Below are 25,882 nucleotides of genomic sequence, written 5' to 3'. Positions count from 1 at the left end.
GGGGGCTCCTCGCCCCCAGGCTACAGCACGCGGGCGACGACGAGGGTCATGTCGTCGTCGATCGATCGCTCGCCGCGGAACCTGGACACCGCCGCGACGATCGCGTCCCGCGCCTCCTCGGGCGCGCAGCTGGCCACGCCCTGGAACAGCGCCCGCAGCCGCCGCTCGCTGAACTGCTCGTTCGCCGGGTTCTCACACTCGGTGACGCCGTCGGTGAACCAGAGGAGGGCGTCGCCGGCCTCGAGGGTGAAGGTGCTCGACGTGAACTCGGCCGAGCTCGCTGCCCCGAGCGGCGCGCCCTCCGAGGTGAGCTGGCGGACGGCGCTGTTCCTCACCAGGTAGGGGAACGGGTGGCCGGCGTTCGCGATCGTCAGCGAGCGGGCCCCGGGATCGAAGATGCACACGGCGCACGTCATCAGGTACTTCTGCTGCCCGGCCTCGAAGATCGAGCAGTTCATGACCCGGAGGATCTGCGCGGCGCTGAGCTCCTCGCCCCCGAACGTGCGCGCGATGTCGCAGGCGGCCTTCGCCGCCCCGGTGATGATCGCGGACGAGATGCCGTGGCCTGTCACGTCGCCGATGACCGTGAGCAGCCTGCCGTCCGGCAGGTCGTGGAAGGTCCACCAGTCGCCGCCGCACTCCGCCGCGGGCTGGAAGTGGCTCGCGAGCCGCAGGGAGCGGCGCTCGATGACGTCGTCGCTCGGCACGAGCATCTGCTGGACGGCGCGCGCGACCTCGAGCTGCTTCTTCAGCGAGGCGCGCTCCGCTGTGTCGTAGAGGAGCTGGACGAGCCGGTCGCCGAGCCCGACGAGCTGGACGCGGACCTCGTGGATCGCCTCGTCCGAGCCGCTCGCCCCGGCGCCGCCCTGGGCCGCGCTGCCCAGCGAGAGCAGCTCGGCGAGCTTCGCCGCGAAGCGCCGCTTGGCCGTCGAGATCGTCGAGGTGACCTCGATCGGCATCGACGGCTCGACCTGGGAGCTGGCGGCGTCGTGGAAGAGGGTGAGCGCGTCGCCGATCGCCACGACGACGCTGCGCAGCCGGTCCCGCTCGGCGAGGAGCTGGCGGTGGAGCGCGCCCATCTCGTTCGTGGAGAGGTCGAGCGAGCGCGTGAGGAGGCTCCGGTCGTCGGCGACGTGGCGGTAGTGCTCGCTGATCCGCGCGACGACCTTGTGCCATGTCTCCCTGTCGGGCGGCTCGGCGAGGTCGTCGAGCCCGAGGCGCCGGAGCTGCCGGGCGAGGAGCGGATCGATCTCAGCCACGGAGACCTCCCCGGCCGGGCCGCGCCGCGCGCGTGCGCGTCGTTACGGGCCCTCGCGCCAGCGCGCGCCCGCGCGTCACCACGCGGCCCGCTCCGGCGTCTCCATCGCGGGGGTGGAGCGCTCGAAGTAGTGGATCGACGCGGGCAGCGAGCGGAACTCGCGCGGGTTCACGTCGAGGTCCCAGAACGACGTGACAGTTGTCGAGGCGGCGGGCGACACGTCGACGACGAGCACCGCGCCGGCCGCGTAGATCTTGAGCATGCCGAGGCCGGCGCCGCCGCGCGAGGTGTCGAGCACGGGGGTGCGGGCGGAGTCCGCGCCGCGCGCGCTCAGGCCGCGGGTGATGCCCTCGAAGACGTGGCGCCGCTGGAGGGTGCCGAACGGGTCGTGGGCCTGGAGCGCGATGTGCGCGCCGTCGGCGCCGAGCCGGAGCGTGGGGATCTCGCTCTCCTCGAGCACGATGTCGCTCCGCCGGTCGTGCGTGTAGCGCGGGCGCCCGCCGGCATCGACGGGCGCGTCGTACATGGCGTTCATGAGCAGCTCGTGCGCGAGCGCGGCGAGCCGCTCGGCGACGCGCGCGGGGGCGCCGGCGCGCTCGGCCCAGTGCGCGACCTCGGCGACCGTGCGGTCGCGGTCCTCGCTCGTGCGGGGGCGCCACTTCACGATGGTGGCCCCCCAGGAGAGCAGGTCGGAGAGGCGCGGCGGGAGCGCGAGCGGCTTGAGGATGCGCCGGACGGCGAGCGCGATCTCCCACGGCCGCGGCATCGAGGCGAAGCTCGGCCAGCCGACGACGCTGGAGAGCCGCGGCTCCCGGAGCGCTGCCTCGAGGACCGCGTCGGTGTTGCCCGAGGTCCACACGAGCAGGTGCATGCTCGGGTAGCGCTCGGCCGCCCATTCGAGCGCGAGGTCGAGGTCGGCGGCGTCGCAGCCGAGCAAGAGGGGCCTGTCGGACAGCCGCGCGCGCAGCTCGGCCGGGTCGCTGGCCACCGGGACGTCCTGCATGCCGGCGGCGGCCGACATGACGCGCGCGATGCGCTGGCCGACGACGCGGTTCCGCTCGAGCACGGCGATCGTCGCTTTCGGGGCTGAATCGCTCAAGGGGTCACCGCGGGGGTCGCCGACCTCGCGAGGGCGCGGGGCGCAGCCGATTACACCACGGTTCGCGGGCGGGGGGGCGGGCCCGGTGCCTCGCCCGTCGACACCACGTTCATCGCCGCACCCGGCACCACCTCGCGCCCGATCTCCGGCGGGGTCGGCTGGCCCGGTCCACCCTCTGTGTGCCCCCTTGCATCCTGGTTCGTAAGTGACATGTTAGTAATGAATGGTACGACCGCGGTGCACGACGGACGAGGAGATCCTCGAGGAGGCCCGCGCCTGCTTCCTCGAGCACGGGGCCGGCGTGTCGACGACAGCGATCGCGGCGCGGCTCGGCATCTCGCACGGGGTGCTGTTCCAGCGCTTCGGCACCAAGGAGCAGCTCCTGTGCGCCGCGCTGCTCCCCCCGGCGGAGCCGCCGTGGATGGCGCGGGCGCGCTCGGGCCCCGACGACCGCGCGGCGCGGGCCCAGCTCCTCGAGCTCGCGGAGGAGATCTCCGTGCACCTCGAGCGCATCGTGCCGTGCATCGCGGTGCTCCGGTCGGCCGGGTTCACCCTCGACACAGCCTACGAGCGACGGGAAGACTTCCCGCCGGTGCGCGCGCGCAACGAGCTCGCGGCGTGGTTCGCGCGCGCGGCCGCGCGGGGCGTCGCGCGCCCGGTCCCGCCCGAGCACGCGGCCGACCTCTTCCTCGGCGCGCTGCAGTTCCGCCCGTTCCACGAGCACATCGCGCGCGACGGGTTCAGCCAGGCCGAGGGCCGCGCCTACCTCGAGTTCGTCGTCGACGTGCTCTGCCGGACGCTCGATCCGGCCGGAGACCCGCGATGACCGCCACACGCGGGCTCGACCGAGCCTCGAACGGCGAGGCGCGTGCAACGTTCGACAGGTGAACAACGCCCGAGGAGCGCCGAGGACACATGACGAAACCGATCGAATCCAGCAGCGGCTCGCCCGATTCACCCGATCTCGCGGACGCGCCCGCGACGTCCGGCGGTGTGCCCGGGCACGAGCGCCCCTGGCGCGCAGTCGAAGCTGTCCGCCAGCACGCCGACACGGACGCCCCGGCCGTCCACCCCGAACCGCGCGCGCGCGACGTCGCTGCGCAGCGAGCGGTCACCTTGCGTCGTGACCAGACCCGCGTTCGATATCGCCATGGTCGGCTGCATGGAGATGAGGCCGCTCGTCGTCGCGATGTCGTCGAGGCGCGAGATCGGAGCGCGGCCCGACACGACGCGGCCGTGGACCTTCACGTCGAGCATGCCCTTCGCGGTGAGCTCGGCCGCGAGCGCCGCGCCGTCGTCGCCGCGGGCGCTGACACGGACGTAGCCGCCCTGCACGCGGAGCATCGGGAACTTGCGATCCAGCGCGCCCTCAGCTGGATGCGGGTGCGCCGCCACGGCTCGTTGCAGCGCCAGCAGATGGGGCCCAAGCTTCGCGCCCGGTCCCGACATCACGTCGAGCTTGAGTTGCCTCAGCGCGTGCAGGGCCTGCCGCGACTCCATCGTTTCATCCTCCTCGACGAGCTCATTCGCGCATCCTGCCAGCGCCATGCATAGAGCCCACGCAGAGATCCCTCGAAGCGTCATCCTCCGCCCCCCTTGACCGGCTCGACACGCCGCGCGAGGAGCGCAGCGAAACCAGCCCTCCCTCAGAGACTCATGTTCGCCCAGGGCATCCCGGCTCCAATTGCCACAGCAACGGACTCACGGGTTCTCCCCGAGGCGGCCCATCATCCCACCTCTTGCTCTCCGCGCAACGAACATCCCAGAGTGTCAGGGCAACGTGGCCGGCGCGGATTCCGCTGATCCTCTGCGCGGTCGTCGAGGGCGCGAACATCAGGGCATGCGCGCGCATTGAACACATGACGTCCGGAGCGATACGAAGCCCGGCCAGCCGACGACGCTGGAGGGCCGCGGCTCCTCGAGGGCGGCGTGGAGGACCGCGCCCGTGTTGCCGGGATCCACCCGAGCAGGAGCACGCCCGGCCGCCCCCTCGAGCGCGAGGTCGAGGTCGGCGGCGCCGCAGCCGAGCAGGCCGGTCGCACAGCCGCGCGCGCAGCTCGGCCGGGTCGCTGGCCTGCCGAGGTCCCCCTGCGGCGACTCCTGCGCTGCCCTTGCGGAATACATCAGCGGAGACAAAGCGTCCGAGGTGCTCCGCCGCTCACAACGGGCGGAGTCGATCCCATCGAATGGACGTGACCTCTCCGAAGTACGATCGCGACGCCGCGCGGCGCGCGATAGAGCCGCAGTTCCGTCTGCTCGCCGAGAGCATCCCCCAGCTTGTATGGGCCGCCTGCTGCGACGGCTCGTTCGAGTACGTCAACCGCCGCTTCCGCGAGTACACCGGCCTCTCCGCCGAGCAGGCGAGGCGCCTCGGGCTGGCCGCCGTCCTCCACCCGGAGGACGCGGCGCGCTACGCCGCGGCGTGGCGGGCGGCCGTCGCGGGGGGCGCGGCGCTCGATCTGGAGGTCCGGCTGCGGCGGCACGATGGCGTCTACCGCTGGTTCCTCGGTCGCGCCGAGCGCTGCGAGGACGCCGGCGGCCGCGGAGCGCGCTGGATCGGCACGGCCACCGACATCGAGGAGCGGAGGCGACGGAAAGGAGCGCCGCGCCGGCCGAACGGGCGCAGGCGGCGGGTCCTGGAGACGGCGCGCTACATCACCGTCCGCAGGCGCGCCGCGGAGGGCCTGCGTCAGAGCGAGGCGCGCCTGCGGCTGGCCCTCACGGGCGGCCAGCTCGGCGTCTGGGAGTGGGAGCTGGCGAGCGGCCGCCTCTTCTGGTCGAACGAGGCGCTCGAGTGCGCGGGCCTCAGCGCGGCGCAATTCGGCGGCACCCAGGACGATTTCGCGCGCGTCGTGCACCCCGACGACAGGGAGGCGGTCTGGGCGCACATCGAGAGCGCGCTGCGCGGCGAGGCGGACTACTCCGGCGAGTTCCGCATCCTCCACGCCGACGGGCAGGTGCGCTGGGTCCACTCCCGCGCGATGGTGCTGCGGGATCGCGACGGGCGGCCGCTCCGGATGGTGGGCGTGGTCGGGGACATCACCGCCCGCAAGCTCGCCGAGCTGGCCCTCCGGGAGAGCGAGGTGCGCTTCCGCAACATGGCCGATCAAGCGCCCGTGATGATCTGGGTCACGGGCCCCGACGGGCGCGCCACGTACGGCAACCGGCTGTGGCTGGAGTTCTCGGGCCAGGTCGAGGCGACCGCCGTCGGCCACGGCTGGCTCGACGCGCTGCACCCCGAGGATCGTCTGGCGACCCTGCAGGCGTTCCAGCGAGCCGAGGCGCGGCGCGCGTCGTTCCGCCTGGATTACCGCCTGCGCCGGCACGACGGCGCGTACCGCTGGTGCATCGCCTCGGGCACCCCCCGGCTCGGCCCGGACGGAGAGTTCCTCGGCTACGTCGGCTCGGTCATCGACATCACCGAGCGCAAGGAGGCCGAGCTGCTGCTGCAGGAGCGCGAGGAGCGATTCCGCCGCGCCGTGATGGCGACCCCGTTCCCCGTCATGATCCACGCCGACGACGGCCAGGTCGTCTGCGTCAACCGCGCGTGGACGGACATCGCCGGGTACGCTTCCGGGGACCTTCCCACCGTCGAGGCGTGGCTCGACAGGGCACACGGGGCGCAGAAGGACGAGCTCCTCCTCAGGATCCAGGCCCTGTACGCGCTGGAGGTGCCCTCCAACGACGAGCTCGAGGCCGCCGTCGCCACGGCGACCGGCGAGCGGCGCACGTGGCTGTTCCGCGGGGCGCCGCTCGGGAAGGACGCGACGGGCAGGCGGCTCGCCGTCACCATCGCCCACGACATCACCGAGAGGAAGCGGGCCGACGACGCGCTCCGGGAGAGCGAGGCGAAGTTCCGGACGCTGGCCGACGCCATGCCGCAGATCGTCTGGACGTCTCGCGCCGACGGCACCACCGAGTACTGCAACCGCAAGTGGTACGAGTTCACCGCGTTGCGGGAGGGCGAGGCGACCTCCGAGAGCTGGATCTCCTTCCTCCACGAGGACGATCGCGGGCCGTGCGTGGAAGCGTGGCGCCGCGCCGTCGCGACAGGCGAGCCCCTGGAGATCGAGTACCGCTTCTTCAGCCCTGCTGCGCGCGAGCACCGCTGGCTCCTCGGCCGCGCGCTGCCGGTCCGCGGGCCGTCGGGCGAGATCGTGCAGTGGTATGGCACCGGCACGGACATCCACGATCAGAAGTGCGCGGAGGCCGCGCTGAAGGAGGCGGATCGGCGCAAGGACGAGTTCCTGGCGATGCTCGCCCACGAGCTGCGCAACCCGCTCGGGCCCCTCCGCAACGCCGCCGAGATCCTCCGGCGGTCCGGGCTGCAGCAGCCGTGGGCGGCGCAGGCGTGCGGCGTGCTCGAGCGGCAGGTCGCGCACATGGCCCGGCTGGTGGACGACCTGCTCGACGTCTCGCGCGTTGCCCGCGGCAGGATCACGCTGCGCAAGGAGCGCTGCGACCTGACGCGGCTGCTCCGGCAGACCGTCGAGGACTACCGCAGCACGCTCGAGGCGAGCGGCCTCGGGCTCTCGCTGGACATCCCGCCCGAGCCGCTGTGGGTCCACGCCGACCCGACCCGCCTGTCGCAGGCCGTCAGCAACGTGCTGCACAACGCGAACAAGTTCACCGACGCCGGCGGCCGGGTGACCGTCTCGCTGTCGGCGACGCCGGAGGGCTCCGCCGAGATCCGCGTCCGCGACACGGGCATCGGCATGGATGCGGCGATGCTGGCGCGCGCCTTCGACCTGTTCACCCAGGCCGACCACAGCCTCGACCGCAGCCGGGGCGGGCTCGGGCTGGGCCTCTCGCTGGTGAGGGGCCTCATCGAGCTGCACGGCGGCGCCGTCTCGGCCGAGAGCGAGGGCATCGGCCGCGGGACGGCGGTGGTCGTACGCCTCCCGCTGGAGCGCAGCGTCGCGCCGTCGGCCGCGCGCCCGGCGCCGACGTCGGACGTCGCCGCGCGGTCGCTGCGCATCCTTGTCATCGAGGACAACGAGGACGCCGCGTCGATGTTGCAGGCGCTGCTCACCATGGAGGGCTACCGGGTCGAGGTGGCCCTGTCCGGGCCCGCCGGCGTCGACGCGGCCCGCTCGTTCCTGCCGGAGGTGATCCTCTGCGACATCGGCCTCCCCGGCGGGATGGATGGATATGGGGTGGCGCGGGCCCTGAAGGGCGGCGCCGGCGCCTCCCCCTGGCTGCTCATCGCGCTGACAGGCTACGGCCGGGAGGAAGATCGCCGCCGGGCCCAGGAAGCCGGCTTCGACATGCACTTCACCAAGCCGATCGAGCCGAGCTCCCTGGAGAGCCTCCTCGCTTCCATCGCGGCGCGGGGGTGAAGCTCCGGCGGGCGGGCGCGGACGTGCACTCCCCGCCGGCGCAGACGGGCCTGGACGCCAGGCACGCAGGCGTGCCGTAGGGGCAGCCCATCGTCCAGTTCTCGCGGCACACTGTCGCGTTGAGGCGAGAGATGACGCGCCTCATCTGGTCGACGCCCGCCCGGTGGATCACCTCACCACAGGTGCCGCCGCAATAGGTGCTTGTGTCGACCATGACGCAATCGCTGTCGGCAGCGCATGCCCGGTAAGCGGTCCGGACGCGCTCCACCTGGCTGGATGCGTGGGCATTCCGGCGCTGACAGGCCTTCCAGTCCACCTCTCTCTCGTCCTCCGTGCCTTCCATCGTGCCTTCCATCGTGTCGGTGAAGCCCGCGATCACGAGGGAGAATGAAGCCATGGCAAGGAGCGCAGAGATCCCCAGACGAACCCGGATCGTGTTCATGCTGCCTCCTTCGCGCGCGCTCGTCTTCGCCGGCGATGCGGGCGCATCGCGCGGGCCCTCGGCCTCTCATGGAGCTCCATGCGCGGGAACGGAAGGCGTTCGGCGCGGCGCTGCGCGAGCGCCAGGCCGGCTCAGCGCGCTGTCGGATCGTTGACGCGCCCCGCGAAGAGCATCGCCCCCGTCGGGAGATCTCTGATGAAGAAGAAGAACGGACGGTCCAGGACGATCGCCGCAGGCTCGGGGGGGTCGACCGCGCCCCCGCTTCCGGAGACGGCAAGGATGACCGCCGTCGCCGCTGCCGCCTCGGTACCGGCCTCGTCCACGTCGATGACCGCCTTGTGAAGGACGTCCTGGATCTGGATCCCTCCGCCGCCGAGGATGCCCGTGAAATCGGCGCCCGGACCGAAGGCGACCTCCATGCCGAGCCCCTCGAGCGCTTGCTTGAGCGAGGCGGACGATTCGAACGAGAACTTCGGCATCGTGATGTCGACCGACCGGTACTCCATCGAGGCGATGAGCCCCTCGAGCGCTTCGCCGTCGAGCGACGCCTCGAACGCGTCCTCGGTCCCCGCGGCGGGCATCACGAGGAACATCGAGACGGACGCCCCGTCATAAGGGATCTCCACCGCTTCCCAGCCGTCGCTGGCGACGTGGCGCGTCATCTGCCTGCCGCGCATCATCTGGGCGGTCACGCTCGTGTCGTCGCCGCGCCGGAACGCCCCGGGCTGCGTCGCGTCCTCCTCGAACGGCGTGCTCCACGCAGCTTCGAAGGAGATCGCGTTGACGACTACGAGCCGCGATTCCTGGGTCAACGCGCCCTTGAGGAGATCCTGTATCTTGCCCTCCGTCTGGTCGCTCACCCACGCATTGATGAGGCCCTCGGCCTCCGGCGGCTTGTCGAAGTCCGCGAGCCGCACGGGCGCCCCGTAGTTCTCGCCGAGCACCTCCAGGAACGACCGCTCGACAGGGAGACCGACGTGCGACCAGAGCGCGTTGGCTGTGTGGAGCCGGAACCCGACGCTCGCCGTCTCACCGGGATCTCTGGCCCGCGTCTTCAGCTCGAGGTCCACGTGGTTGAACGCCGCGTGCAGCCGCGCCTGGGGAAGCTCGAACCGCATCGCCTTGGCCATCGCCTGCTCCGTCGCGTTCCGCGCGCCCGCGTAGGTCATCGCGAGCGCTGTCGAGACGCTGAAGGGCGAGTAGATGACGTTGCTCGTCGCGCCGTCGAGCGCGCGGCCGAGATCGAGCGCGAAGCTCGTGTTGTTGCGCGAGAGCGACGTCCGATCCTCCTCCGGGACGTCCGGGGTCGTGTTCCGCGCCGCGGCCGAGGCCAGCACGCAGCCAGCCTTCGCTTCGAAGCACTCGACGAGGGGGCGCGAGCCGCCGCCTCCTCCCGCCCCGCCTTGACCGGAGCCTCCCCCTCCCTCACCCCCGCCCTGGTTCGGGCCACACGCCACAAGCCCCGACACAAGCAGTGCCATCAAGCCAGCCGTTGTTCTCATGAACCCGGGCCTTTGCAGCCTGTGTACCAGCGCGCTTTCGCGTGAGAATCTCGATAGTTGCTCAACGTGTGCCGCAGCGCGTGCCACACCAGGTCAGAGGCGCCGGCCATGGTGTGTCACGATGAGCCGAGCGACAGGGACGCACGGCGTCGAACGAGGTGCGCACGGCGAGGGCGCAGCGCCGGCGCGGCGCCCTGCCGGCGCCGACGCCCGCGTCTGGCTGTTACAGCCGGGCGCTCGCCGGCGCCCGGCTGCGGCCCGGGAGGGTCAGGGCGCAGCCGATCGCAAGGAGCAGCGCCACGCAGAAGACCGTGATCGCCGTGGTGTGCTCGCGCAGCACGGCGTCGCTGTCGCGGGTCTCGGTGAGGACGAGGCCGAGCACGGTGAGGCCGGCGATGCCGCCGAGGTAGCGCATCGTCGAGGTGAGGCCCGCGGCCATCCCGCTCTGCTCGCGCGGGACGTCGCTCATGGCGGCGGCCTGGGAGGGCGCGGACGTGAGCCCAAGGCCCGCGCCGAGCAGGAGGAGCGCCGGGATCGCGTCGGTGATGACGACGAGCGGCCGCGCCGCGAGCAGGACCATGCCGGCGAGGGCGAGCGAGCAGCCGATCAGGGCGACAGCGCGCGCCCCGAAGCGCTCGGAGGCGCGGCCCGCGAGCGGCGAGGCGACGACCATCATCGCCATCATCGCGACGAGCGTGTTGCCGACGTCGCGCGGGCCCACGTCGGACAGCCGCGCCGCCACCTGCGGCAGCTCGAACAGGACCGAGTACATGGCGAAGTTCTGGAGGGCGATGATCAGGCTGCCGCCCATGAAGGTGCGCCGCCGGAACAGCGAGAAGTCGATGACGGGGTCGGCGGCGCGCCGCTCCCAGAGCACGAACGGCACGAGGCTCAGCGCGCCGATCGCGGCCGCCCAGCGGAGGTGGGCGTTCTCGAGGCCGAGCACGAGGCCCATCAGCGAGGCGCCGAGCAGCGCCGAGCCGAGGATGTCGAAGCGCGCCCGCGGCGCGGCGGGCCCCGCGGCAGCCGGCGGCGCGTCCGCGGGGGCAGCGCGCGCGGGCGCCGCCGTGCGCGCGAGCGCCGCCGCGACGAGCAGGACCGGGACGTTCGCGAGGAAGATCGACGTCCACCCGAAGTGCCCCACGAGCAGCGCCCCGACCTTCGGGCCCATGCCCGCCGCGATGCCCATCATCGCCCCGAAGGCGCCGAACGCGCGCCCGCGCACCTCCGGCGGCAGCTCCGTGCGGAGCATGGCCGTCGCGCTCGGGGCGAGGATCGCGGCGCCCGCGGCCATCACGACGCGAGACGCCGTGAGCACCGGGAGCACCGGCCACATGTAGGCGAGCGCGGCGCCGAGCGCGAAGACGAGCTGGCCCAGCGCGAGCGCGCGCCGGTGGCTGAGCCGGTCGCCGAGCTTCCCCCCGGGGCTCTGCAGGACGATGTTCGTGAGCAGGTAGCTCGTCACGAGCCCCTGGCGGAGCTCGCCCGAGCCTTCCTGGAGGTCGCGCGCCATCTCGGGCAACGCCACGGCCACCATCGTCGAGTTGAGCGGCGCGAGCGACGCGGAGAGCGCGATGGCGGCGAGCAGCCGCACCGGCACCCGGGACGAGGCCTCAGCCACGCGTGATCGCCCGCCTCTGGAGCAGGTACAGGCGGTCGCCCGCGAACGCCCACTCGATGTCCTGCGTGCCGCCGAACGCCGCCTCGCACGCCGCGGCCAGCGCCTCCAGCGCGGCGAGCCGGGCGTCGTCGAGGCACAGCGCCGCGGCCCGCTCCGGCTCGACCTCGACCTCCCGCGTGCCGCCCTCCTCGGCCCACACGATCGCGATGTCCTTGTCGCCCGCGCGCCGCTCGAGGACGCGCCCGCCGCGGGCCATGCGGTAGCCGTCCGGGGTCACGAGGCCCGCGACGACCGCCTCGCCGAGGCCCCACGTCGCCTCGACGACGCGCTCGTCGGCGCCCGTGGTCGGGTTGCGCGTGAAGAGCACCCCCGCGCTGTCGGCCTGCACGAGCCGCTGCACGACGATCCCCATGCGCGGCTCCGGCGGGAGCCCGAGCTTCCGCCGGTAGGCCAGCGCGGCCTCGGTGCGCGCCGAGCGGTGCACCCTGTGGACGGCCTCGATCAGGCCCTCGCGGCCCCGCACGTTGAGCTCCGTCGCGTGCTGCCCCGCGAAGCTCGCCGAGGCGCCGTCCTCGCCGACGCCGGACGACCGCACGGCCACCGGCCCGCCGAGCGCGCGGAACGCCTCGACGAGCCGGTCGGCGGCCGCGCCCTCCCCGGCGACGACGCGCTCGACGAACGCCGCCGACAGCGCCCAGGCCGGCGGCACAGGCAGCCCGCCCCGGTGCGCGCGCCCGAGCTGCGCGGCCTTGCCCCCGAAATCCCCCTCGCCGAGCTCCTCGTGCAGGCCCGCGATCACAGCGCCGCCTCGCGCGCGCTGCGCTCGGGCGCGGGCGCCAGGATCGTCACCTCGCCGGCCGACCCGTCGACGCGGACGCGCGCCCCGTCCGGGATCGTCGCCGTCGCCTCCCGCGTGCCGACGATGCCGGGGATGCCGTACTCGCGCGCGACGATCGCCGCGTGGCAGAGCTGGCCGCCGCGGTCGGTCACGATCGCGCCGAGCAGCGGGAGCACGACGTTGAACGACGCCGACGTCGCGCGCGTCACGAGCACGTCGCCCTGCTGGATCCGGCCGAAGTCGTCCGGGCCGGTCACGACGCGCGCCGTGCCCTCGTAGACGCCCTCGTTGATGGACAGGCCGCGGACTGTCGTCGCTGTGTTCCGGGCCTCGGACTCCTTGAACAGGCTCTGCATGATCGCCTCGACGGCCTGCGACGCGCGGCGGGCGGCGGCCGGGAAGACGTCGAGCGGCGGCGGCGGGCCGGGGGGCATGTTCAGCCACGGGGGCGCGTCGGCGAGGGTCGCCGTCGCGCGCCAGCGCGCGCGCGCGGAGATCTCCGCGGCGGACGGCGCACCCCGGTCGCGCAGGAGGCCGATCAGCTCGTCGAGCGCGAGGTCGGCCGCGTGCTCGGGGTCGTCGATCTTGCCGGCCGCGGCGAGGCGGCGCCCCGCCTCGAGGACGGCCCGGCGCCCGAGCCCGGTGCCCCAGCTGTCCGTGTAGAGCGCGCGCTCGTCGCGGAGCCGGCTCATGTGGCGCGCCTCGCGGAGCAGCTCGTCGAACCGCGCGCGGTGGGCCGCGGGCACGCGCTCGCGCAGCGCCTTCTCCTTCGCGTCGCGCGCGGCGAGCGCCCGGTCGCCGCGGTCCCCCTCGACCGCGGCGCGGATCGCCCGGACCAGGGTGTCGGGCAGCTCGCCGCCTGTCTTGTCGGACACGTCGTAGCCCACCGTGCGGAAGCGCACGAGGTCGAGGTAAGCGCGCGTCGCCGGGCCGACGTCGCCCTCCGTGGCCGCGAGCGCGTCGAGCGCCGCCTGCGGGTCGTCCCGCCGGGCGAGCGCCTCGCGGCCTGCCGCGCTCGCGCGCAGGGCCCCGGCGAGGACCTCGAGCTCCTCGGTCGCGACGCCCTTCGCGAGCGGCGTGGTCCCCTGCAGGAGCGCGAGCGCCTCGCCGGGGCTCGCGCCTGTCCACTCCGTGACGTGCGCGAGGTAGTCGCCGATCGGCAGGACGGCGGCGAAGTTGTAGCGGTGGTGCAGGAAGACCATGTCTTCCATGTGCGCCTGGGCGCGCCGCAGGTGCGCGACCAGCGCGTCCGTGTCGAGCGGGGCGGGGTCGATCGCCTGGACGGCGAGGTTCTTCTCGGTGGCGCGCGGCCGGTCGACGCGATCCCACCGGTCGAGGTCCTCGCGCCACAGCTTCCCCTCGAACACCCGGCGGCTCTGCCGGATGCGCGCGCGCATCCCCGGGTGCAGACGCAGGAGGAGCCACAGCAAGGGCTTCGGCGGCGGCCCGCTCGCCCCTTCCGGCGCGCCGTGGATCACGGGCTGCGAGTACATGAAGCCGTTGACGACCGCCGGCTTCAAGTGGCTCATCAGGAGGCCGTAGCGCGCCGAGCCCTCGGCGAACCCCCGCGGCATCCCGCGCGTGAGCGGCTCGGCGGCGAACCGGGTGACCGGCCGCATGAAATGCGCCCGCTCGATCTCCCAGGGGCCCGGGCCGGGGGACTCGAATTTGACGCCGGTGAAGCTCGGATCTCTCTTCATGACTGGACCACCTCGACCGACGCGCCCCGCCCGCGGGAGCCGCCGCCTCGTCCCGGGGACAACGGCGACAACGAGGCGACGCTGCGGTCACGAAGCCGTGTCGGCGACCGAGGGTAGGGGTCGCTATCGCGACGGTCCAGCCCTCCGGCGGCCGCGGTGGCGGCTGTTCATCGGCGGACTCACGCGTGGGCGCGTGTGCGATTACTTCTCCGAGGAGGGGACCGACTACCGGTACTGCAACCACGGCTACTGGGTCACCGGGACCACGTGCAGCGGCGACTAGTGCAACGACATCTCCCTCCAGTGCTCTCGTATCAGCAACTTCTCCGCGACCAACTGCCACTCGACCGGATGGATGTCCGAGGAGGGCGGCGGGGCCCTCTCGTTCGGCGCTGGTTACTCCATGGTCGGCGCCCAGTGCGACGGCGACTATTGCGACAGCAAGCGCTACGACGTCTGCCAGGCGGGATAGAGCGCGGCCCTCGCCTTCGCCCCTCCTCCGCTGCGCCCGCCCCCCGGAGGACACGGGGTCACCCACGCCGACGACCACGCGCCCGTCCCCGATCCTCGACGGTGGACTGCCGCAACGCGCCGTCGTCGAGGACCTCCCCCGCCACGCGCTCGTGCGCCAGGGGGCGATGGTGCTCGGCGAGTCCGGGGAGCTCCTCACGGCCAGCGCGGCGGCGACGTCGCGCGCACGGCCGAGCGGCTCGAGGTCTCCGGGCGGGCGCTGCTCCGCCGCGTGCCCGAGCTCGGCCTCGGGCGACCCTCGCCTCCACCCGCGCCCGCCTCGCGGCCCCGCCCCCAAATGTGAACGCTCACACGATCACCTGCCTCGCCGGCGGGCGGCGCCCCGCGATCCTCGTGCGCTCCCACAGGACCAGCGTCCCCTCCGGCACGGGATACCCGCAGACCTGTCGATTGAAGTTGACACCCAAAATGTGAACGCTCACAATTCCATCGTAACTCCTTCTACTTCGCTCCGGACCCCATCGGTCTCGTCCGGAAGTCGTCTGAGCCACGCGGGGGGCGCATCGCAGGCCGCCCGAGCGGCCGTGTTCAACTGCTCCGGCCTTCAACCGATCAGGTGATTATGCGTTCCTCACGAAAATTGACGCCGACGGCCTGTTGCCGGGGCGCGCTCGTCCTGGCCGGGCTCTTCGCGAGCCCTTCCGCGCTCGCCGACTACCCCGTCGCCTCGCACCGCTACCTCGCCGACCCGGCCTCGCTGGTGTACGACGGGCGCGTCTATCTCTACGGCTCGAACGACGACGACAACGTCAAGGCGGACGGCTCGGACGACGGCTACAAGATGGCCTCGTTCGTGGCCATCTCGAGCAGCGACATGAAGAACTGGACCGACCACGGGGAAGTGATCCGCGTGCCCCGCGACGCCTCCTGGGCGGCCAACACGTGGGCCCCCTCGCTCGTGGAGCGCAACGGCACCATCTACATGTACTTCGCCAACAACGGATCAGGTATCGGCGTCGCCAAGAGCGACAGCCCGACCGGACCGTTCAGAGACGCGAAGGGCAGCGCCCTGATCACCTCGAGCACCCCCGGCGCCTCGGGCCAGAACATCTGGCTCTTCGATCCGGGGGTCTTCATCGATGACGACGGCCAGGCGTACCTCTACTTCGGCGGCAACGGCGAGCAGAACGCGCGCGTCATCAAGCTGAACAACGACATGGTGAGCGTCTCGGGCTCGGCCTCCGCGATCACGATCCCGTACTTCTTCGAGGCCGCCTGGATGCACAAGCGGAACGGCGTTTACTACCTGTCGTACTCGACGAACCCCGCGAACGGCATGCGGATCGACTACCTCACGAGCTCGAGCCCCACCTCCGGCTTCACCCACCGCGGCACGGTGGGGGCCCAGCCGCCGAAGAACAACAACAACAACAACCACGCGGCAATCTTCGAGTTCGGCGGCTCCTGGTACCACGCCCACCACAATCGCTCCGTCGCCAACGACGCCGGCGAGCCCCCGGGCTATCGCCGGAACCTCGGGATCGAGTCGTTCACCTACAAGGAGGACGGGTCGATCGTGCCAGTGACCTACACGACCGACGGGCTCAAGCAGGTCAAGAACCTCGACCCCTACGCGCGCGTCGAAGCCGAGACCTTCAACGCGCAACGCGGCATCGAGACCGAGCCCTGCGAGGAGGGGGGGATGAACCTCTCCAACATCGAGGACGGAGACTGGGTGCGTCTCCGCGGGGTCGACTTCGGCGAAGGGGCGGAGAGCTTCAGCGCGCGCGTCGCGAGCGCCGGGCAGGGAGGCAGCATCGAGCTCCACCTGGAGACACCCGACGGCGCGCTCGTGGGGACCTGCGCTGTCGGCGCGACGGGGGGCTGGCAGACGTGGAGCGACGTGTCGTGCGCTGTCGACGGCGCCACCGGCGTGCACGACCTGGTCCTGGTCTTCACTGGCGGCGATTCGTACCTCTTCAACGTGAACTCCTGGCAGTTCTCGCCCGTCGGGGGCGGGGGAGCCGGCGGAGGTGACGCGGCTGGAAGCACGAGCAGCGCTGTCAGCGGCAGCGGCGGTGGCGCCGTCGCCGGCTCCGGCTCCGGCTCCGGCGGAGGGTCCACTGTCGGTACGGGTGGGGCTTCCCCGGGCCCCATGTCCTCCGCCCAGGCGTCGTCGGGGGGGACCTCCGGCGGGCAAGCGGGCGACGAGGCCGGTTGTGCCTGCCGCGCGGCGAGCGGCGCTCCGTCCGGGAATGCCCTCGTGCTGACAGCGTTGCTCGCGGCGTCCCTGGGGCTCCGGCGGCGCGGCCGAAGGAGCGTGGCCCCGGACTGACGCGCTCGAGTTCGGACGCGTTCGGCGCGCTTCGTCAGCCCCGCTCGCGGGGTCGACGGCATGGCGCGCGGGTCAGCGGCGTCGCTCGACCTGCGCGCCGCCGAAGACGAGCTGCTGGGCCATGGGGCGCGCCATGAACCTGTGAGGGAAGATGGCGCTCGGCGCGCTGGCCTCGTCCAGCCGTGCCCGCTGCTCCCCGGTGAGCGTCAGCGCCAGGGCGCCGAGGTTCTCCTCGGCCTGGGCGAGCGTGCGCGCGCCCATGATCGGCGCGACAACGGCGGGGTTCAGGAGCGTCCAGGCCAGGGCGACCTGCGAGGGGGTGCCTCCGGTCTCCTCGGCGACAGCGCGGACCACCTCGACGAGCTCCAGGGCGCGCTCCGTCATGTGGCCGGACGAGGCGATGACCCCTTTCCGCGAGGCCGAGACGCTGGCCTCGCTCGCCTGCGACAGATCCGCGCGGCTGTACTTGCCGGTCAGGATGCCGCCGCCGAGCGGCGACCACGGCAGCACGCCGAGGCCGAGCGCCTCCGCCATCGGGATGAGCTCGTGCTCCACCGTTCGCTCGACGAGGCTGTACTCGATCTGGAGCGCCACGAACGGCGACCAGCCGCGCAGGTCGGCGAGCGCCTGCATCTGCGCAACCCGCCACGCCGGCGTGTTGCAGATGCCGACATAGAGCACCTTGCCCGCGCGAACGAGGTCGTCGAGGCCGCGCATCACCTCGTCGGGCGGGGTGGTGAAGTCCCAGCCGTGGAGATAGAAGAGCTCGATCCTGTCGGTGTCGAGCTGCCTGAGGCTCGCCTCGACCGAGCGGACCATGTTCATCCGGTGGTTGCCGCCGGAGTTCGGATCGCCGGGATCGCGCGCCATGGTGAACTTTGTCGCGACGACGATCCGGTCGCGCCTGCCCTCGAGGAGCCCGCCCAGGATCCGCTCGGCGGCGCCGTTGGTGTAGTTGACCGATGTGTCGACGAAGTTGCCGCCGCGGTCGACGTAGGTATCGAAGATCCGCCGCGCCTCGGCGTCGTCGGCGCCCCAGCCCCAGTCGGAGCCGAACGTCATGGTGCCGAGCGAGAGGCGCGACACGCGCAGGCCGGATCGGCCCAGCAGGCGGTAGTGATCGAGCGCGTTGGAGAGGGTCATGGCAAAGACTCCGCTGGTTCGATGGGCGTTCGCGCCCGCTCGGGCGCGCCCAGGGTGAGCCGACGATTTCCGCGCCGGCCCGCTGTCCCATCAGCATGGTGGACGAGCGGAGGACACCGGTAGAATGGACCGCCGAGATGCTTGCACGATCCTCCAGGCGAGGTCAGATCGCCCGCTTCCCGTGGCGACGCCGGTGAGACAGAGCGGTAGGGCAAGGCTGGAGGAGCTCTCGGCGCTCATCGTGCGCCACACGGCCGCGGACGGGATGCACGCTTGCGAGCTCCCGCGGGTGACGCTCATCCGCTCGTCCCGCCCGACCCTGCCGATGCCGGCCCTGTACACACCGTCGCTCTGCCTGGTGACGCAAGGGCGCAAGCAGGCCGTCCTGGGGGGTCGCCTCTACGACTACGACGCGGCCAGGTACCTCGTTGTCTCCGTGGACCTGCCGGTTGTCGGATCGGTGATCGAAGCGAGCATGGCAGCGCCCTATCTCTGCCTCCAGCTCCACCTCGACATGGGCATGCTCGGCGAGCTCGTGCTGGAGCGGTTTCCCGTGGACCGCGCGGCCCCTCCCCCGGCGGGCCTCGGCATCCACGAGGTGACGCCGGCGCTCGTGGACGCCTGCGCGCGCCTCGTCGCGCTGCTCGACACCCCCGAGGACATCGCCGCGCTGGGCCCCCTCATCGAGCGAGAGATCCTGTACCGGCTGGTGACCGGCCCGGCGGCGGAGATGATGCGGCACATCGCCAGGAGCGGCGGCGGTCTGGCGCGCGTGTCCCGCGTGATCAGCTGGATCAAGGCCCACTATGCCGAGCCGTTCACGATCGAGGCGCTCGCCGCCCACGCAGGGATGAGCGAGTCCTCGCTCCACGCTCACTTCAAGTCAGCGACGATGATGAGCCCGCTCCAGTACCGGGCGCAGCTCCGTCTCCAGGAGGCGCGCCGCCTGATGGTCGCCGAAGGGGTCGAGGCGGCCCAGGCCGGCTTTCGCGTGGGCTACGACAGCCCGTCGCAGTTCAGCCGCGAATACCGGCGGCTCTTCGGCGCGCCCCCGGCGATGGATGCGTCGCGGCTCAGGGCCTCGGGTGGCGAGGCGGGCGGGATCGCAGGGACGAGAAGGACGATGTGAGGCTCTTGCGGCGGAGCTCCTTCCGCGCTTCCGCGCGATGGAGCGCGCGCCTGTCGCGAGATCGGAGCGCGTGAGTCGTGGGCGCACCTCGCTGCGCGCGCCCCTGACGAGGACGGCGCGGGAGCTGGCACAGCTCGGCCCACGCGCGGCACGCGACGCGCTCATGCAAACGCATGAATTTGCTCATGTTTTGTCACAGCAAAGCGCGCCGTCAGGCGTGGCATGCGGCATGCTGACCGAGAGGGCATGACGACGACTTCATCTCGCGCTCTCCACGCGCATCGATCGCTCCAGGCGCGCGTGGGGGTGGGCCTGCTGTCGCTCGCCATCGGCGCCGGCTGCTCGGATGGCCCGGACAACCCGCCGCCCCAGCCGCCCCCGCCGCCCCCCCAATGCGGGTTCGCGGTGCCGGCGGACGGCGCGCCCGCGGCGAGCGGCGACCTTCGCATCAACGAGGTGATGACGGGCAACGACGGCGCCTGGGTCGATGAGCTCGGCGAGACGGATGATTTCATCGAGCTGATCAACATGGGAGATCGCCCGCTCGATCTCGGTCAGTACCACGTGGGCGAGAAGGCCGGCGAGGCGACGCGGCTGCCGGGCCTGACGATCGGGCCGGGGAGGACGGTGCTGCTCTGGGCCGACGACGCGCCCGAGCAGGGCCCGCTGCACCTGCCGTTCAAGCTCTCGAACTCGGGCGCGCGCGTGCTGCTCTGGTCGGCGTCGTGCGAGCTCGCCGACAGGATCGATGTGCCGGAGCTGCCGCGCTCCGAGAGCTACGCGCGCTTGCCCGACGGCACGGGCGAGCCGTCGATCTGCCGCTATGCCACGCCCGAGCGCCAGAACGGCGACACGTGCGATCCGCCGGAGCCGCCGAACCTCGACGACGGCATCCGGTTCACGCCCTTCCAGTGGCCCGAGCCCTTCCCGACCGTCGCCGGGCCGCTCGTCATCTCCGAGCTCGCCCTGCGGCCGGCGGGGTTCGTCGAGGTGCTGAACGCGAGCGATCAGGCGGTGAAGCTCGACGGCTTCGCGCTGCGGCTCTCGGCGACGTCTCCGGGCAATGCGCTGCCCGACGAGGGAACGGGCGTGCTGCTCGCGTGGCCAGAGCCGTCCACCGCGCTCGGGCCCGGAGAGCGCGTGAGCGTCCCGGTGAGCGCGGGCGACACGGTCGATCTCGAGGCCTCGCCGGAGTTCGAGGGCGTGGCGACGCTGTGGCAAGCAGGCCAGCCGGCGCCGAGCGATCGCGTCGACTTCATGGCATGGCCCGAAGGCGCGTCGCTGGCGCGCGTGCCCGACGCCGCCGGGGCGCCGCGCTTCTGCGAGGCGCCGAGCCCCGACGCCGCGAACGACGGCTGCGTCGAGCTGGCGGGGCGCGCGCTCCCGGGCGGACGCGCGCGCCGGCTGGAGACGGCCGGCGACTTCGCCGAGCTGGCCAAGGGGGGCACCGAGGTCGGCGAGGCCGGCGTCAAGTTCGTCGTCGACATGGCGGCGAACGACACGGTGCACCTGCTCGGGACGCGCGACTGGGCGCTCCACTACACCTTCATCCGCGAGCAGATCGAGAGGCGGCGGCACCTCGATCGCTGCGACCCCACCCAGGACGCGGAGTTCGACCTCGGCTGGGCGCTGTTCAGCCAGTCCGAGTACTTCAGCGTCGAGGGCCGCCGGTATCTCCTTGGCACGCTGGTGGAGCACACCAACGGCACGAAGACGGTCGAGTTCTCTCCCGGCGACCAGATCATCGGCGCGCAGATGCGGCGCGCGTTCTTCGCGGCGATGCGGGCGGTGCCCGACCCGCAGGCGTGGGCGATCCGGCCGACGGCGGCGCGCCAGATCGCCGAGCTGCGCGCGATCGAGGGGACAGCGCCCATGGTCGGGCCGAACGCGCCGTACAAGGGGCTCACGTACCAGCCGCTCAACCCGGCCGAGGGCTTTGGCACGCTGGTGTTCGTCCCGGCGCGCGACCTGGAGACGGCCGAGCTCGGGCCGAACGTGATCGTGGTGACGGACGACGTGCCGAACGAGGCGGCGTTCATGGGCGGCCTCATCACCGAGGCCTTCCAGACGCCGCTGGCGCACGTGAACGTGCTGGCGCGCGGCCGGGGGACGCCGAACATGGCCTTGCGCGGCGCGCGCGACAACGAGCGCCTCAAGGGCCTGTTCGGCAAGCTGGTGCGGCTCGAGGTGCGCGCGTCCGACTTCGACCTCCGCGAGGCGACCGCGCAGGAGGCGGACGCTTACTGGGAGGCGCGCAAGCCCACCGGCGAGCGGCTGGCGCCGGCGCTCGACCTGTCCGTGCGCGGGGTCGTCTCGCTCGACGCCGCCGCGTATACGCAGAGCGACAGCATCGGATCGAAGGCGGCGGGCATGGCCGAGCTGTACCGGGTGAACAGCGTGGGGCAGTATTGCCCGCCCGATCTGATGCCGCTGTTCGTGCCGCCGGCGGCGTTCGCGGTCCCGTTCTCGCACTACATGGATCACTTCCAGGCGAGCGGCGCGGCGGATCTGCTGGCCGAGCTCGAGCAAGATCCCGAGTTCCGCGCCGATCCGCACGCGCACGCCGAGGGGCTGGCGAAGGTGCGAGCGCGGATGATGGCGCACCCGGTGGATCCCGAGATCCTGGGCGAGATCACGGGGGCCATCGAGGAGCGGTTCGGCGGCGACCGCGTGCGCCTGCGCAGCAGCAGCAACACCGAGGATCTGGCGACCTTCAACGGCGCGGGCCTGCACACGTCGACGAGCGGCGAGCTCGACGCGACGTCGAGCTCGATCGAGGACGCGCTGCGCACTGTGTGGTCGAGCCTCTGGAACACGCGCGCTTACGATGAGCGCGAGTTCGGCCACGTCGAGCAGACGCGGGCGGCCATGGCGGTGCTCGTGCACCAGGCCTGGCAATCGGAGCGCGCGCAGGGCGTGGCCATCAGCCGCAACGCGCTCGACGCGATCCGCGACAGCCAGTACTACATCAACGCGCAGATCGGGGAAGCGTCGGTGACCAATCCAGCGCCCGGCGTGACCAGCGACGAGATCGTGTACACGCCGCCGCCCCGCACGATCAAGGCGGACTACCACGCGCGATCGAGCCTGTCGCGCGGGCGCGAGGTGCTGTCGTTCCCGGAGATCCAGCGGCTCGGCTGCGTGCTCGAGGCCGTGCACGCGCACTACCGGCCGCTGGTGGACCCGTTAGGGGAGAACCGGCTGTACGCGATGCAGATCGAATGGAAGCTGATGGGGCCGGAGCGGCGGCTGCTGGTGAAGCAGGCGCGGCCGTACAGCTTCGGGGCGCTCGAGGCGCCGGGGGATTGTCGGGAGTTCTAAATAGCCGATCCTGATTCGGGAACGCCAGCAATTCCAAGCACTTGAACGTAAAGCTTGCAGGTCGGCCTCTCCGTACGCTCGTGGCCTCTGTGAACGAACCCACCACGAGGAGGAGAGGCCGATGGGGAGAATGATCTTCGGCTTCGTTCCCGTCACAAGCGGGTGCTCCAGCAGCGAGCCCGAAAAGCGCGGGATGGGGCCTACCGAACCCGATGCCTGATTCTGCTGAGGTTGGATGCTGGGGCGACGCCGGCATCGATCGCGGAGCAACTCCAGGTCGCTCGCTCCACGATCAGCCGGGTCCGCTCGCGCTTCCTCGCCGAAGGCCTTTCGGGCCTGCGCGACCATCGCGCGCACAAATGGTCAGCGGAAGGTCTGTGCGGCGCACCGGCAGCGACTGGAGCAATTGCTCGACGTGAGCCCCCGGTACTTCGGCTGGGCGCGGCCGACGTGGACGCGCGAACTGCTCGCGCGCCAGCTCCAACGCGACACCGGGCTGCGCCTGAGCGTCGGCCACATCGGTCGGCTGTTGCGCGCGCTGGGAGCGCGGCGCAAGCGCCCCCGTCCGTTCGTGCGCTGCCCGTGGCCGAAGTCGCGCGAGCGCCGCAAGATCGGCGCGATCCGCAAGCTGATCCGTGGCCTGCCCCGCGACGAGATCGCCTTCTACGCCGATGAGATGGACGTCGACCTCAACCCGCGGCTCGGGCTCGGCTGGATGCGGCGCGGCCGGCAGAAGCGCGTGCTCACGCCCGGCAACAACCAGAAGCGCGACGTCGCTGGCGCGCTGACGATCGGCTCGGGCAAGCTGACGTGGGCGTTTGGCGCTCGCAAGAGCAGCGACTTGTTCATCGCGGCGCTGGCCGCGCTGCTCCGCCGCTATCGGCGCTATCGGCGGCTGCACGTCATCGTCGACAACTTCGGCATCCACACGAGCAAGAAGACCCGAGCCCTTGTCGAGGCCACGGAAGGCAAGCGCATGCTGCACTTCCTACCGCCGTACTCGCCCCAGTACAACCGCATCGAACGGGTCTGGAAGCAGCTCCACGACAACGTCACCCGCAACCATCGGTGCGCGACCATCGACGAACTCGTCAAGGAGGTGGATGATTGCCTGCAGGCCCTCTCCCCCTACCCGAGGTCGACCGCGAGCCTGCGGCCGGTGCTCAGCTCGCCCGTTGCCGATTCAGGATCGGCTATTTAGCGCCCTGCCACCTCGACACGGTCGACGACTCGCGCGATCCCCTGGAGGAGCCCCCCAGGAAGCCCGAGGCCGTCCCCGCACCCCGGTGCGGGGCGGGCGGGACGCCGTGAGCCCATCCGGATGAAGTGGCTCGTCCATGCCGGAGATGGGTGGCACCCATCTCCCGGTGGACGTGCCTCCATCAAAAGATGGGTCGCACCCATCTCCGCGATGGACGTGCCTCCAACAAAAGATGGGTCGCACCCGTCTCCCGATAGACGTGCCGCCATCAAAAGACGGGTCGCACCCATCTCCGCGATGGAGAGGCCACCCGCCAGCCCAGCGATCCCCTGGCCAGCCCAACTCGCCGGGCGCCACGGCGTAAGCAACCCCACGCGATGAGGCTTGCCACGCTGCCATCGGAGACCTCCTCGACGCGGGGCGCGGTACACGCGCGGCAGGGGGCCGCTCGCTCTGGTGGAGGTCGGGGGCATCGCCGTCCATCTGGTCGAGCTCCGCCGACCTCGTTGGTGAGGTCCTCGAACGCGGCCGAGCGGACGCGGCGGCGAGGTGAACGCCCGTGAACTCGGACTCGAGCCGTCGGTGTCCACCTGGCCGGCGGCGGAGCGGTCGCGAAGGCCGACGGACGATCGCGCGCTGGTGGCTGGCCGTTCGTCGACCAGCTGGTTGATGAACCCCCTGACCCACTGAACGGCCGCCGCTCGGCCGCCTCCTCGCACTGAACAACAAGACGAACGCCAGTCGCTTTATAGAGCGCTCGTGGGCGCTCCATAGCGCGCCCCATAGCGCGATCCATAGCGCGCTCGTGGGCGCTCCATAGCGCGCCCCATAGCGCGCTCCATAGCGCGCTCGTGGGCGCTCCATAGCGCGCCCCATAGCGCGCTCCATAGCGCGCTCCATAGCGCGCTCGTGGGCGCTCCATAGCGCGCCCCATAGCGCGCTCGTGGGCGCTATAGACCGCGCTCGTGGGCGCCCCATAGCGCGCCCCATAGCGCGCACCATAGCGCGCTCGTGGGCGCTATAGAGCGCGCTTTAGATGGCCCTGGCATCCGTGGACAGCTGATTTCAGAAAGAAGCATGTGGATCGGTGCGGCTGGATCTATAGTCACTTTATGAAGTGCTCGAGAGCGGCCTATGGGGCGCTTCAGATGACCGGGATCCCTACAGTCGAAAGCGGCGGACGCCCTGCTTCGAGTGCGGCAATCTCGCCTCACTGTCGCGTTTGCGACACCCAGTCGCGTTTGCGACACCCAGTCGCGTTTGCGACAGCGCTCGGGATCTTGCGCCTCGCTGCGAATGTCTTAAGTGCGTTTGGCGCTGCGACTTGCAGCGCTTCAGAGGAGTAATGACGATGAAAGGAAGTCGCGGACGGATCTCGTCCAAGAAAAAAAGAACCGCCGCGGTCCGGAGCCGTCTCCTGCCAGGGATCCCGGGCCCGTGCTGCGGCGGCGAGAGAGCTTGCGATCCCGCCGTGAAGGTAGTCGGGGCAGCCACGCGTCGCAAGCAAAGCACGCGAGCGCTCGCTGCTGCTGGAACGGCCGTGATCTTCGTTGCGTGCGGCCTCTTCAGCCGCCGGGCTGAGCTGTCGTTCTGTCCGAGCTTGGCCCACTGCTTCTGCATCCAGAGCGAGTGACCGATGTGCCCCGGCGGAGCGCGATGCCCCGCCGGGGCCTCACTGCGGTGCGGAGTAGCATCCGGAGGCCGTACCACGGGCGCTAAAGCTTCTTGGATGTCCATCGCGGCCAGACGCGTCGGGCGGCGGGTGGGACGCATGCTCCGACCGTCGCAGGCGACGCGGGCCGCGGACCCTCCTCCCCGGTCCCGCGAGGTCCAGGAGCTCATCGAGGAGGCGGAGAAGGCAGCCAAGCGGCTCGACCTCGCGCGCGCCCGCGAGCTCTGGGCGCGGATCAACGACCTCGCTCCCTCGACGATGGCCGTATGTCAGCTCGGCGTGTTCGACCTGCGCCTCGGCCGGCTCGAGGACGCCGCGGCCGAGCTCTCCACCTGCGTCGCGCACATGCCCGCGCCGACCAACGACATCGAGCGCCGCCGCTACGAGATGCTACGGCGCACCTGCCGATTCGCCTCTGGCAGGCGTGCGCGTGGTGTTCGCACGGGACGAGCCGGGCACGTGCTCGCCAACAACGACCGTCTCTCTGGTGGACGGCACGATCGAGAGCGGTGAGACCCGAACGTTCTGCTGCTCCAGCGCGGAGATCGTCTATGGTAACGTTGACAACTGATCAAGGCAGAGGGGTGGCCGCCGCGATGCGCTGGGTTGCGCTCTCCACGCTGGCCACGTGTGTGCTCATCGGCTGCTCGTCGCCGATACCGGAAGAGCGACCAGATCCAGACCCGGACCAGCTCATCCTGGTTTGGGACGGCCGATATGAGAGTGATCCACAATGCGATGACAAGACCTTGTGGGAAGGCTGGGCGGGGACGCCTGGGCCGGTCGAGTGCGAGCCTTGCGAGTGTGGCCC

The 25,882-nt window shown here is 71.7% G+C and carries 17 protein-coding genes and 1 pseudogene; 8 read left to right on the top strand and 10 right to left on the bottom strand.

Translation table 11 applies throughout. The features are described from left to right. Nucleotides 1-20: 20 nt before the first annotated feature. Both WMF42_RS42470 and WMF42_RS42465 read right to left on the bottom strand, forming a co-directional pair. A complete protein-coding gene (locus WMF42_RS42470) occupies nt 21-1,259 on the bottom strand; it encodes a PP2C family protein-serine/threonine phosphatase (RefSeq protein ID WP_061607869.1) in 1,239 nt (412 codons plus the stop codon). Between the two features lie 75 nt (nt 1,260-1,334). Further along, complete coding sequence (locus tag WMF42_RS42465; protein ID WP_437688860.1) at nt 1,335-2,357, bottom strand: hypothetical protein; 1,023 nt, start codon at nt 2,355-2,357, stop codon at nt 1,335-1,337. Nucleotides 2,358-2,580: 223 nt separating this feature from the next. Here WMF42_RS42465 and WMF42_RS42460 point away from each other — a divergent pair, with 223 nt between their 5' ends. Continuing rightward, the gene (locus tag WMF42_RS42460) at nt 2,581-3,183 is read left to right on the top strand and encodes a TetR/AcrR family transcriptional regulator (protein WP_437688858.1); all 603 of its coding nucleotides are present in this window, start codon (nt 2,581-2,583) and stop codon (nt 3,181-3,183) included. A gap of 128 nt (nt 3,184-3,311) precedes the next feature. Here the strand turns inward: WMF42_RS42460 and WMF42_RS42455 are convergent, their stop codons facing one another. Both WMF42_RS42455 and WMF42_RS42450 read right to left on the bottom strand, forming a co-directional pair. After that, nucleotides 3,312-3,857 (bottom strand): hypothetical protein, encoded by a 546-nt coding sequence (locus WMF42_RS42455; RefSeq protein ID WP_437688856.1) that lies wholly within the window; start codon nt 3,855-3,857, stop codon nt 3,312-3,314. Nucleotides 3,858-4,190: 333 nt separating this feature from the next. Then, the gene (locus tag WMF42_RS42450; protein ID WP_061607875.1) at nt 4,191-4,481 is read right to left on the bottom strand and encodes a hypothetical protein; all 291 of its coding nucleotides are present in this window, start codon (nt 4,479-4,481) and stop codon (nt 4,191-4,193) included. Nucleotides 4,482-4,549: 68 nt separating this feature from the next. Between WMF42_RS42450 and WMF42_RS42445 the strand changes: the two genes are divergently transcribed. Next, nucleotides 4,550-7,696 carry a PAS domain S-box protein gene (locus WMF42_RS42445; protein ID WP_437688854.1) on the top strand — a complete coding sequence of 1,049 codons (3,147 nt, stop codon included), beginning with the start codon at nt 4,550-4,552 and terminating at the stop codon, nt 7,694-7,696. A gap of 573 nt (nt 7,697-8,269) precedes the next feature. Here WMF42_RS42445 and WMF42_RS42440 read toward each other — a convergent pair. The 5 genes from WMF42_RS42440 to WMF42_RS42420 all read right to left on the bottom strand — a co-directional run bounded on the left by WMF42_RS42440 (nt 8,270) and on the right by WMF42_RS42420 (nt 14,752). Continuing rightward, nucleotides 8,270-9,475 (bottom strand): serpin family protein, encoded by a 1,206-nt coding sequence (locus WMF42_RS42440; RefSeq protein ID WP_437688852.1) that lies wholly within the window; start codon nt 9,473-9,475, stop codon nt 8,270-8,272. Between the two features lie 388 nt (nt 9,476-9,863). Then, nucleotides 9,864-11,261: an MFS transporter gene (locus WMF42_RS42435; protein WP_437688851.1), complete on the bottom strand. Its 1,398-nt coding sequence runs from the start codon at nt 11,259-11,261 to the stop codon at nt 9,864-9,866. Next, entirely contained in the window at nt 11,254-12,060 is an 807-nt protein-coding gene (locus WMF42_RS42430) for a PEP/pyruvate-binding domain-containing protein (protein WP_437688849.1), read from the bottom strand. Before WMF42_RS42430 ends, WMF42_RS42435 begins: the two co-directional genes overlap by 8 nt. Then, nucleotides 12,057-13,799 carry a PEP-utilizing enzyme gene (locus tag WMF42_RS42425; RefSeq protein WP_437688847.1) on the bottom strand — a complete coding sequence of 581 codons (1,743 nt, stop codon included), beginning with the start codon at nt 13,797-13,799 and terminating at the stop codon, nt 12,057-12,059. Before WMF42_RS42425 ends, WMF42_RS42430 begins: the two co-directional genes overlap by 4 nt. Nucleotides 13,800-14,617: 818 nt before the next feature. Beyond that, nucleotides 14,618-14,752 (bottom strand): hypothetical protein, encoded by a 135-nt coding sequence (locus WMF42_RS42420; RefSeq protein ID WP_437688846.1) that lies wholly within the window; start codon nt 14,750-14,752, stop codon nt 14,618-14,620. 140 nt (nt 14,753-14,892) lie between these two features. Here WMF42_RS42420 and WMF42_RS42415 point away from each other — a divergent pair, with 140 nt between their 5' ends. Further along, nucleotides 14,893-16,605 (top strand): glycoside hydrolase family 43 protein, encoded by a 1,713-nt coding sequence (locus tag WMF42_RS42415; RefSeq protein WP_437688844.1) that lies wholly within the window; start codon nt 14,893-14,895, stop codon nt 16,603-16,605. A gap of 72 nt (nt 16,606-16,677) precedes the next feature. Here the strand turns inward: WMF42_RS42415 and WMF42_RS42410 are convergent, their stop codons facing one another. Beyond that, nucleotides 16,678-17,748 (bottom strand): aldo/keto reductase, encoded by a 1,071-nt coding sequence (locus tag WMF42_RS42410; protein WP_437688842.1) that lies wholly within the window; start codon nt 17,746-17,748, stop codon nt 16,678-16,680. A gap of 193 nt (nt 17,749-17,941) precedes the next feature. Between WMF42_RS42410 and WMF42_RS42405 the strand changes: the two genes are divergently transcribed. The 5 genes and pseudogenes from WMF42_RS42405 to WMF42_RS42385 all read left to right on the top strand — a co-directional run bounded on the left by WMF42_RS42405 (nt 17,942) and on the right by WMF42_RS42385 (nt 25,584). Then, a complete protein-coding gene (locus WMF42_RS42405) occupies nt 17,942-18,877 on the top strand; it encodes an AraC family transcriptional regulator (RefSeq protein WP_061606146.1) in 936 nt (311 codons plus the stop codon). 246 nt (nt 18,878-19,123) lie between these two features. Continuing rightward, nucleotides 19,124-22,198 carry a PEP/pyruvate-binding domain-containing protein gene (locus WMF42_RS42400; RefSeq protein WP_437688839.1) on the top strand — a complete coding sequence of 1,025 codons (3,075 nt, stop codon included), beginning with the start codon at nt 19,124-19,126 and terminating at the stop codon, nt 22,196-22,198. Between the two features lie 162 nt (nt 22,199-22,360). Beyond that, a pseudogene (locus WMF42_RS42395) lies at nt 22,361-22,543 on the top strand (helix-turn-helix domain-containing protein); the annotation flags it as partial. A 1-nt stretch (nt 22,544) separates the two neighbouring features. Next, the gene (locus tag WMF42_RS42390; RefSeq protein ID WP_437694430.1) at nt 22,545-23,399 is read left to right on the top strand and encodes an IS630 family transposase; all 855 of its coding nucleotides are present in this window, start codon (nt 22,545-22,547) and stop codon (nt 23,397-23,399) included. Between the two features lie 1,771 nt (nt 23,400-25,170). Next, nucleotides 25,171-25,584, top strand: a complete 414-nt coding sequence (locus tag WMF42_RS42385) for a hypothetical protein (protein ID WP_437688837.1) — start codon at nt 25,171-25,173, stop codon at nt 25,582-25,584. The last annotated feature ends 298 nt before the right edge of the window (nt 25,585-25,882 follow it).

It is taken from the genome of Sorangium sp. So ce176 (assembly GCF_051519835.1).
Classification (GTDB): domain Bacteria; phylum Myxococcota_A; class Polyangia; order Polyangiales; family Polyangiaceae; genus Sorangium; species Sorangium cellulosum_G.
The sequence above is the reverse complement of the archived record's forward strand: the minus strand, read 5'-3'. Positions and strand labels throughout refer to the sequence as shown.

Excerpts from the sequence above, each read along its gene's own strand:
- WMF42_RS42385 (WP_437688837.1), top strand. The coding sequence starts at position 25,171 with ATGCTCCGACCGTCGCAGGCGACGCGGGCCGCGGACCCTCCTCCCCGG.
- WMF42_RS42425 (WP_437688847.1), bottom strand. The coding sequence starts at position 13,799 with ATGAAGAGAGATCCGAGCTTCACCGGCGTCAAATTCGAGTCCCCCGGC.
- WMF42_RS42410 (WP_437688842.1), bottom strand. The coding sequence starts at position 17,748 with ATGACCCTCTCCAACGCGCTCGATCACTACCGCCTGCTGGGCCGATCC.
- WMF42_RS42460 (WP_437688858.1), top strand. The coding sequence starts at position 2,581 with ATGGTACGACCGCGGTGCACGACGGACGAGGAGATCCTCGAGGAGGCC.
- WMF42_RS42400 (WP_437688839.1), top strand. The coding sequence starts at position 19,124 with ATGACGACGACTTCATCTCGCGCTCTCCACGCGCATCGATCGCTCCAG.
- WMF42_RS42450 (WP_061607875.1), bottom strand. The coding sequence starts at position 4,481 with ATGTATTCCGCAAGGGCAGCGCAGGAGTCGCCGCAGGGGGACCTCGGC.
- WMF42_RS42455 (WP_437688856.1), bottom strand. The coding sequence starts at position 3,857 with ATGGAGTCGCGGCAGGCCCTGCACGCGCTGAGGCAACTCAAGCTCGAC.
- WMF42_RS42415 (WP_437688844.1), top strand. The coding sequence starts at position 14,893 with ATGCGTTCCTCACGAAAATTGACGCCGACGGCCTGTTGCCGGGGCGCG.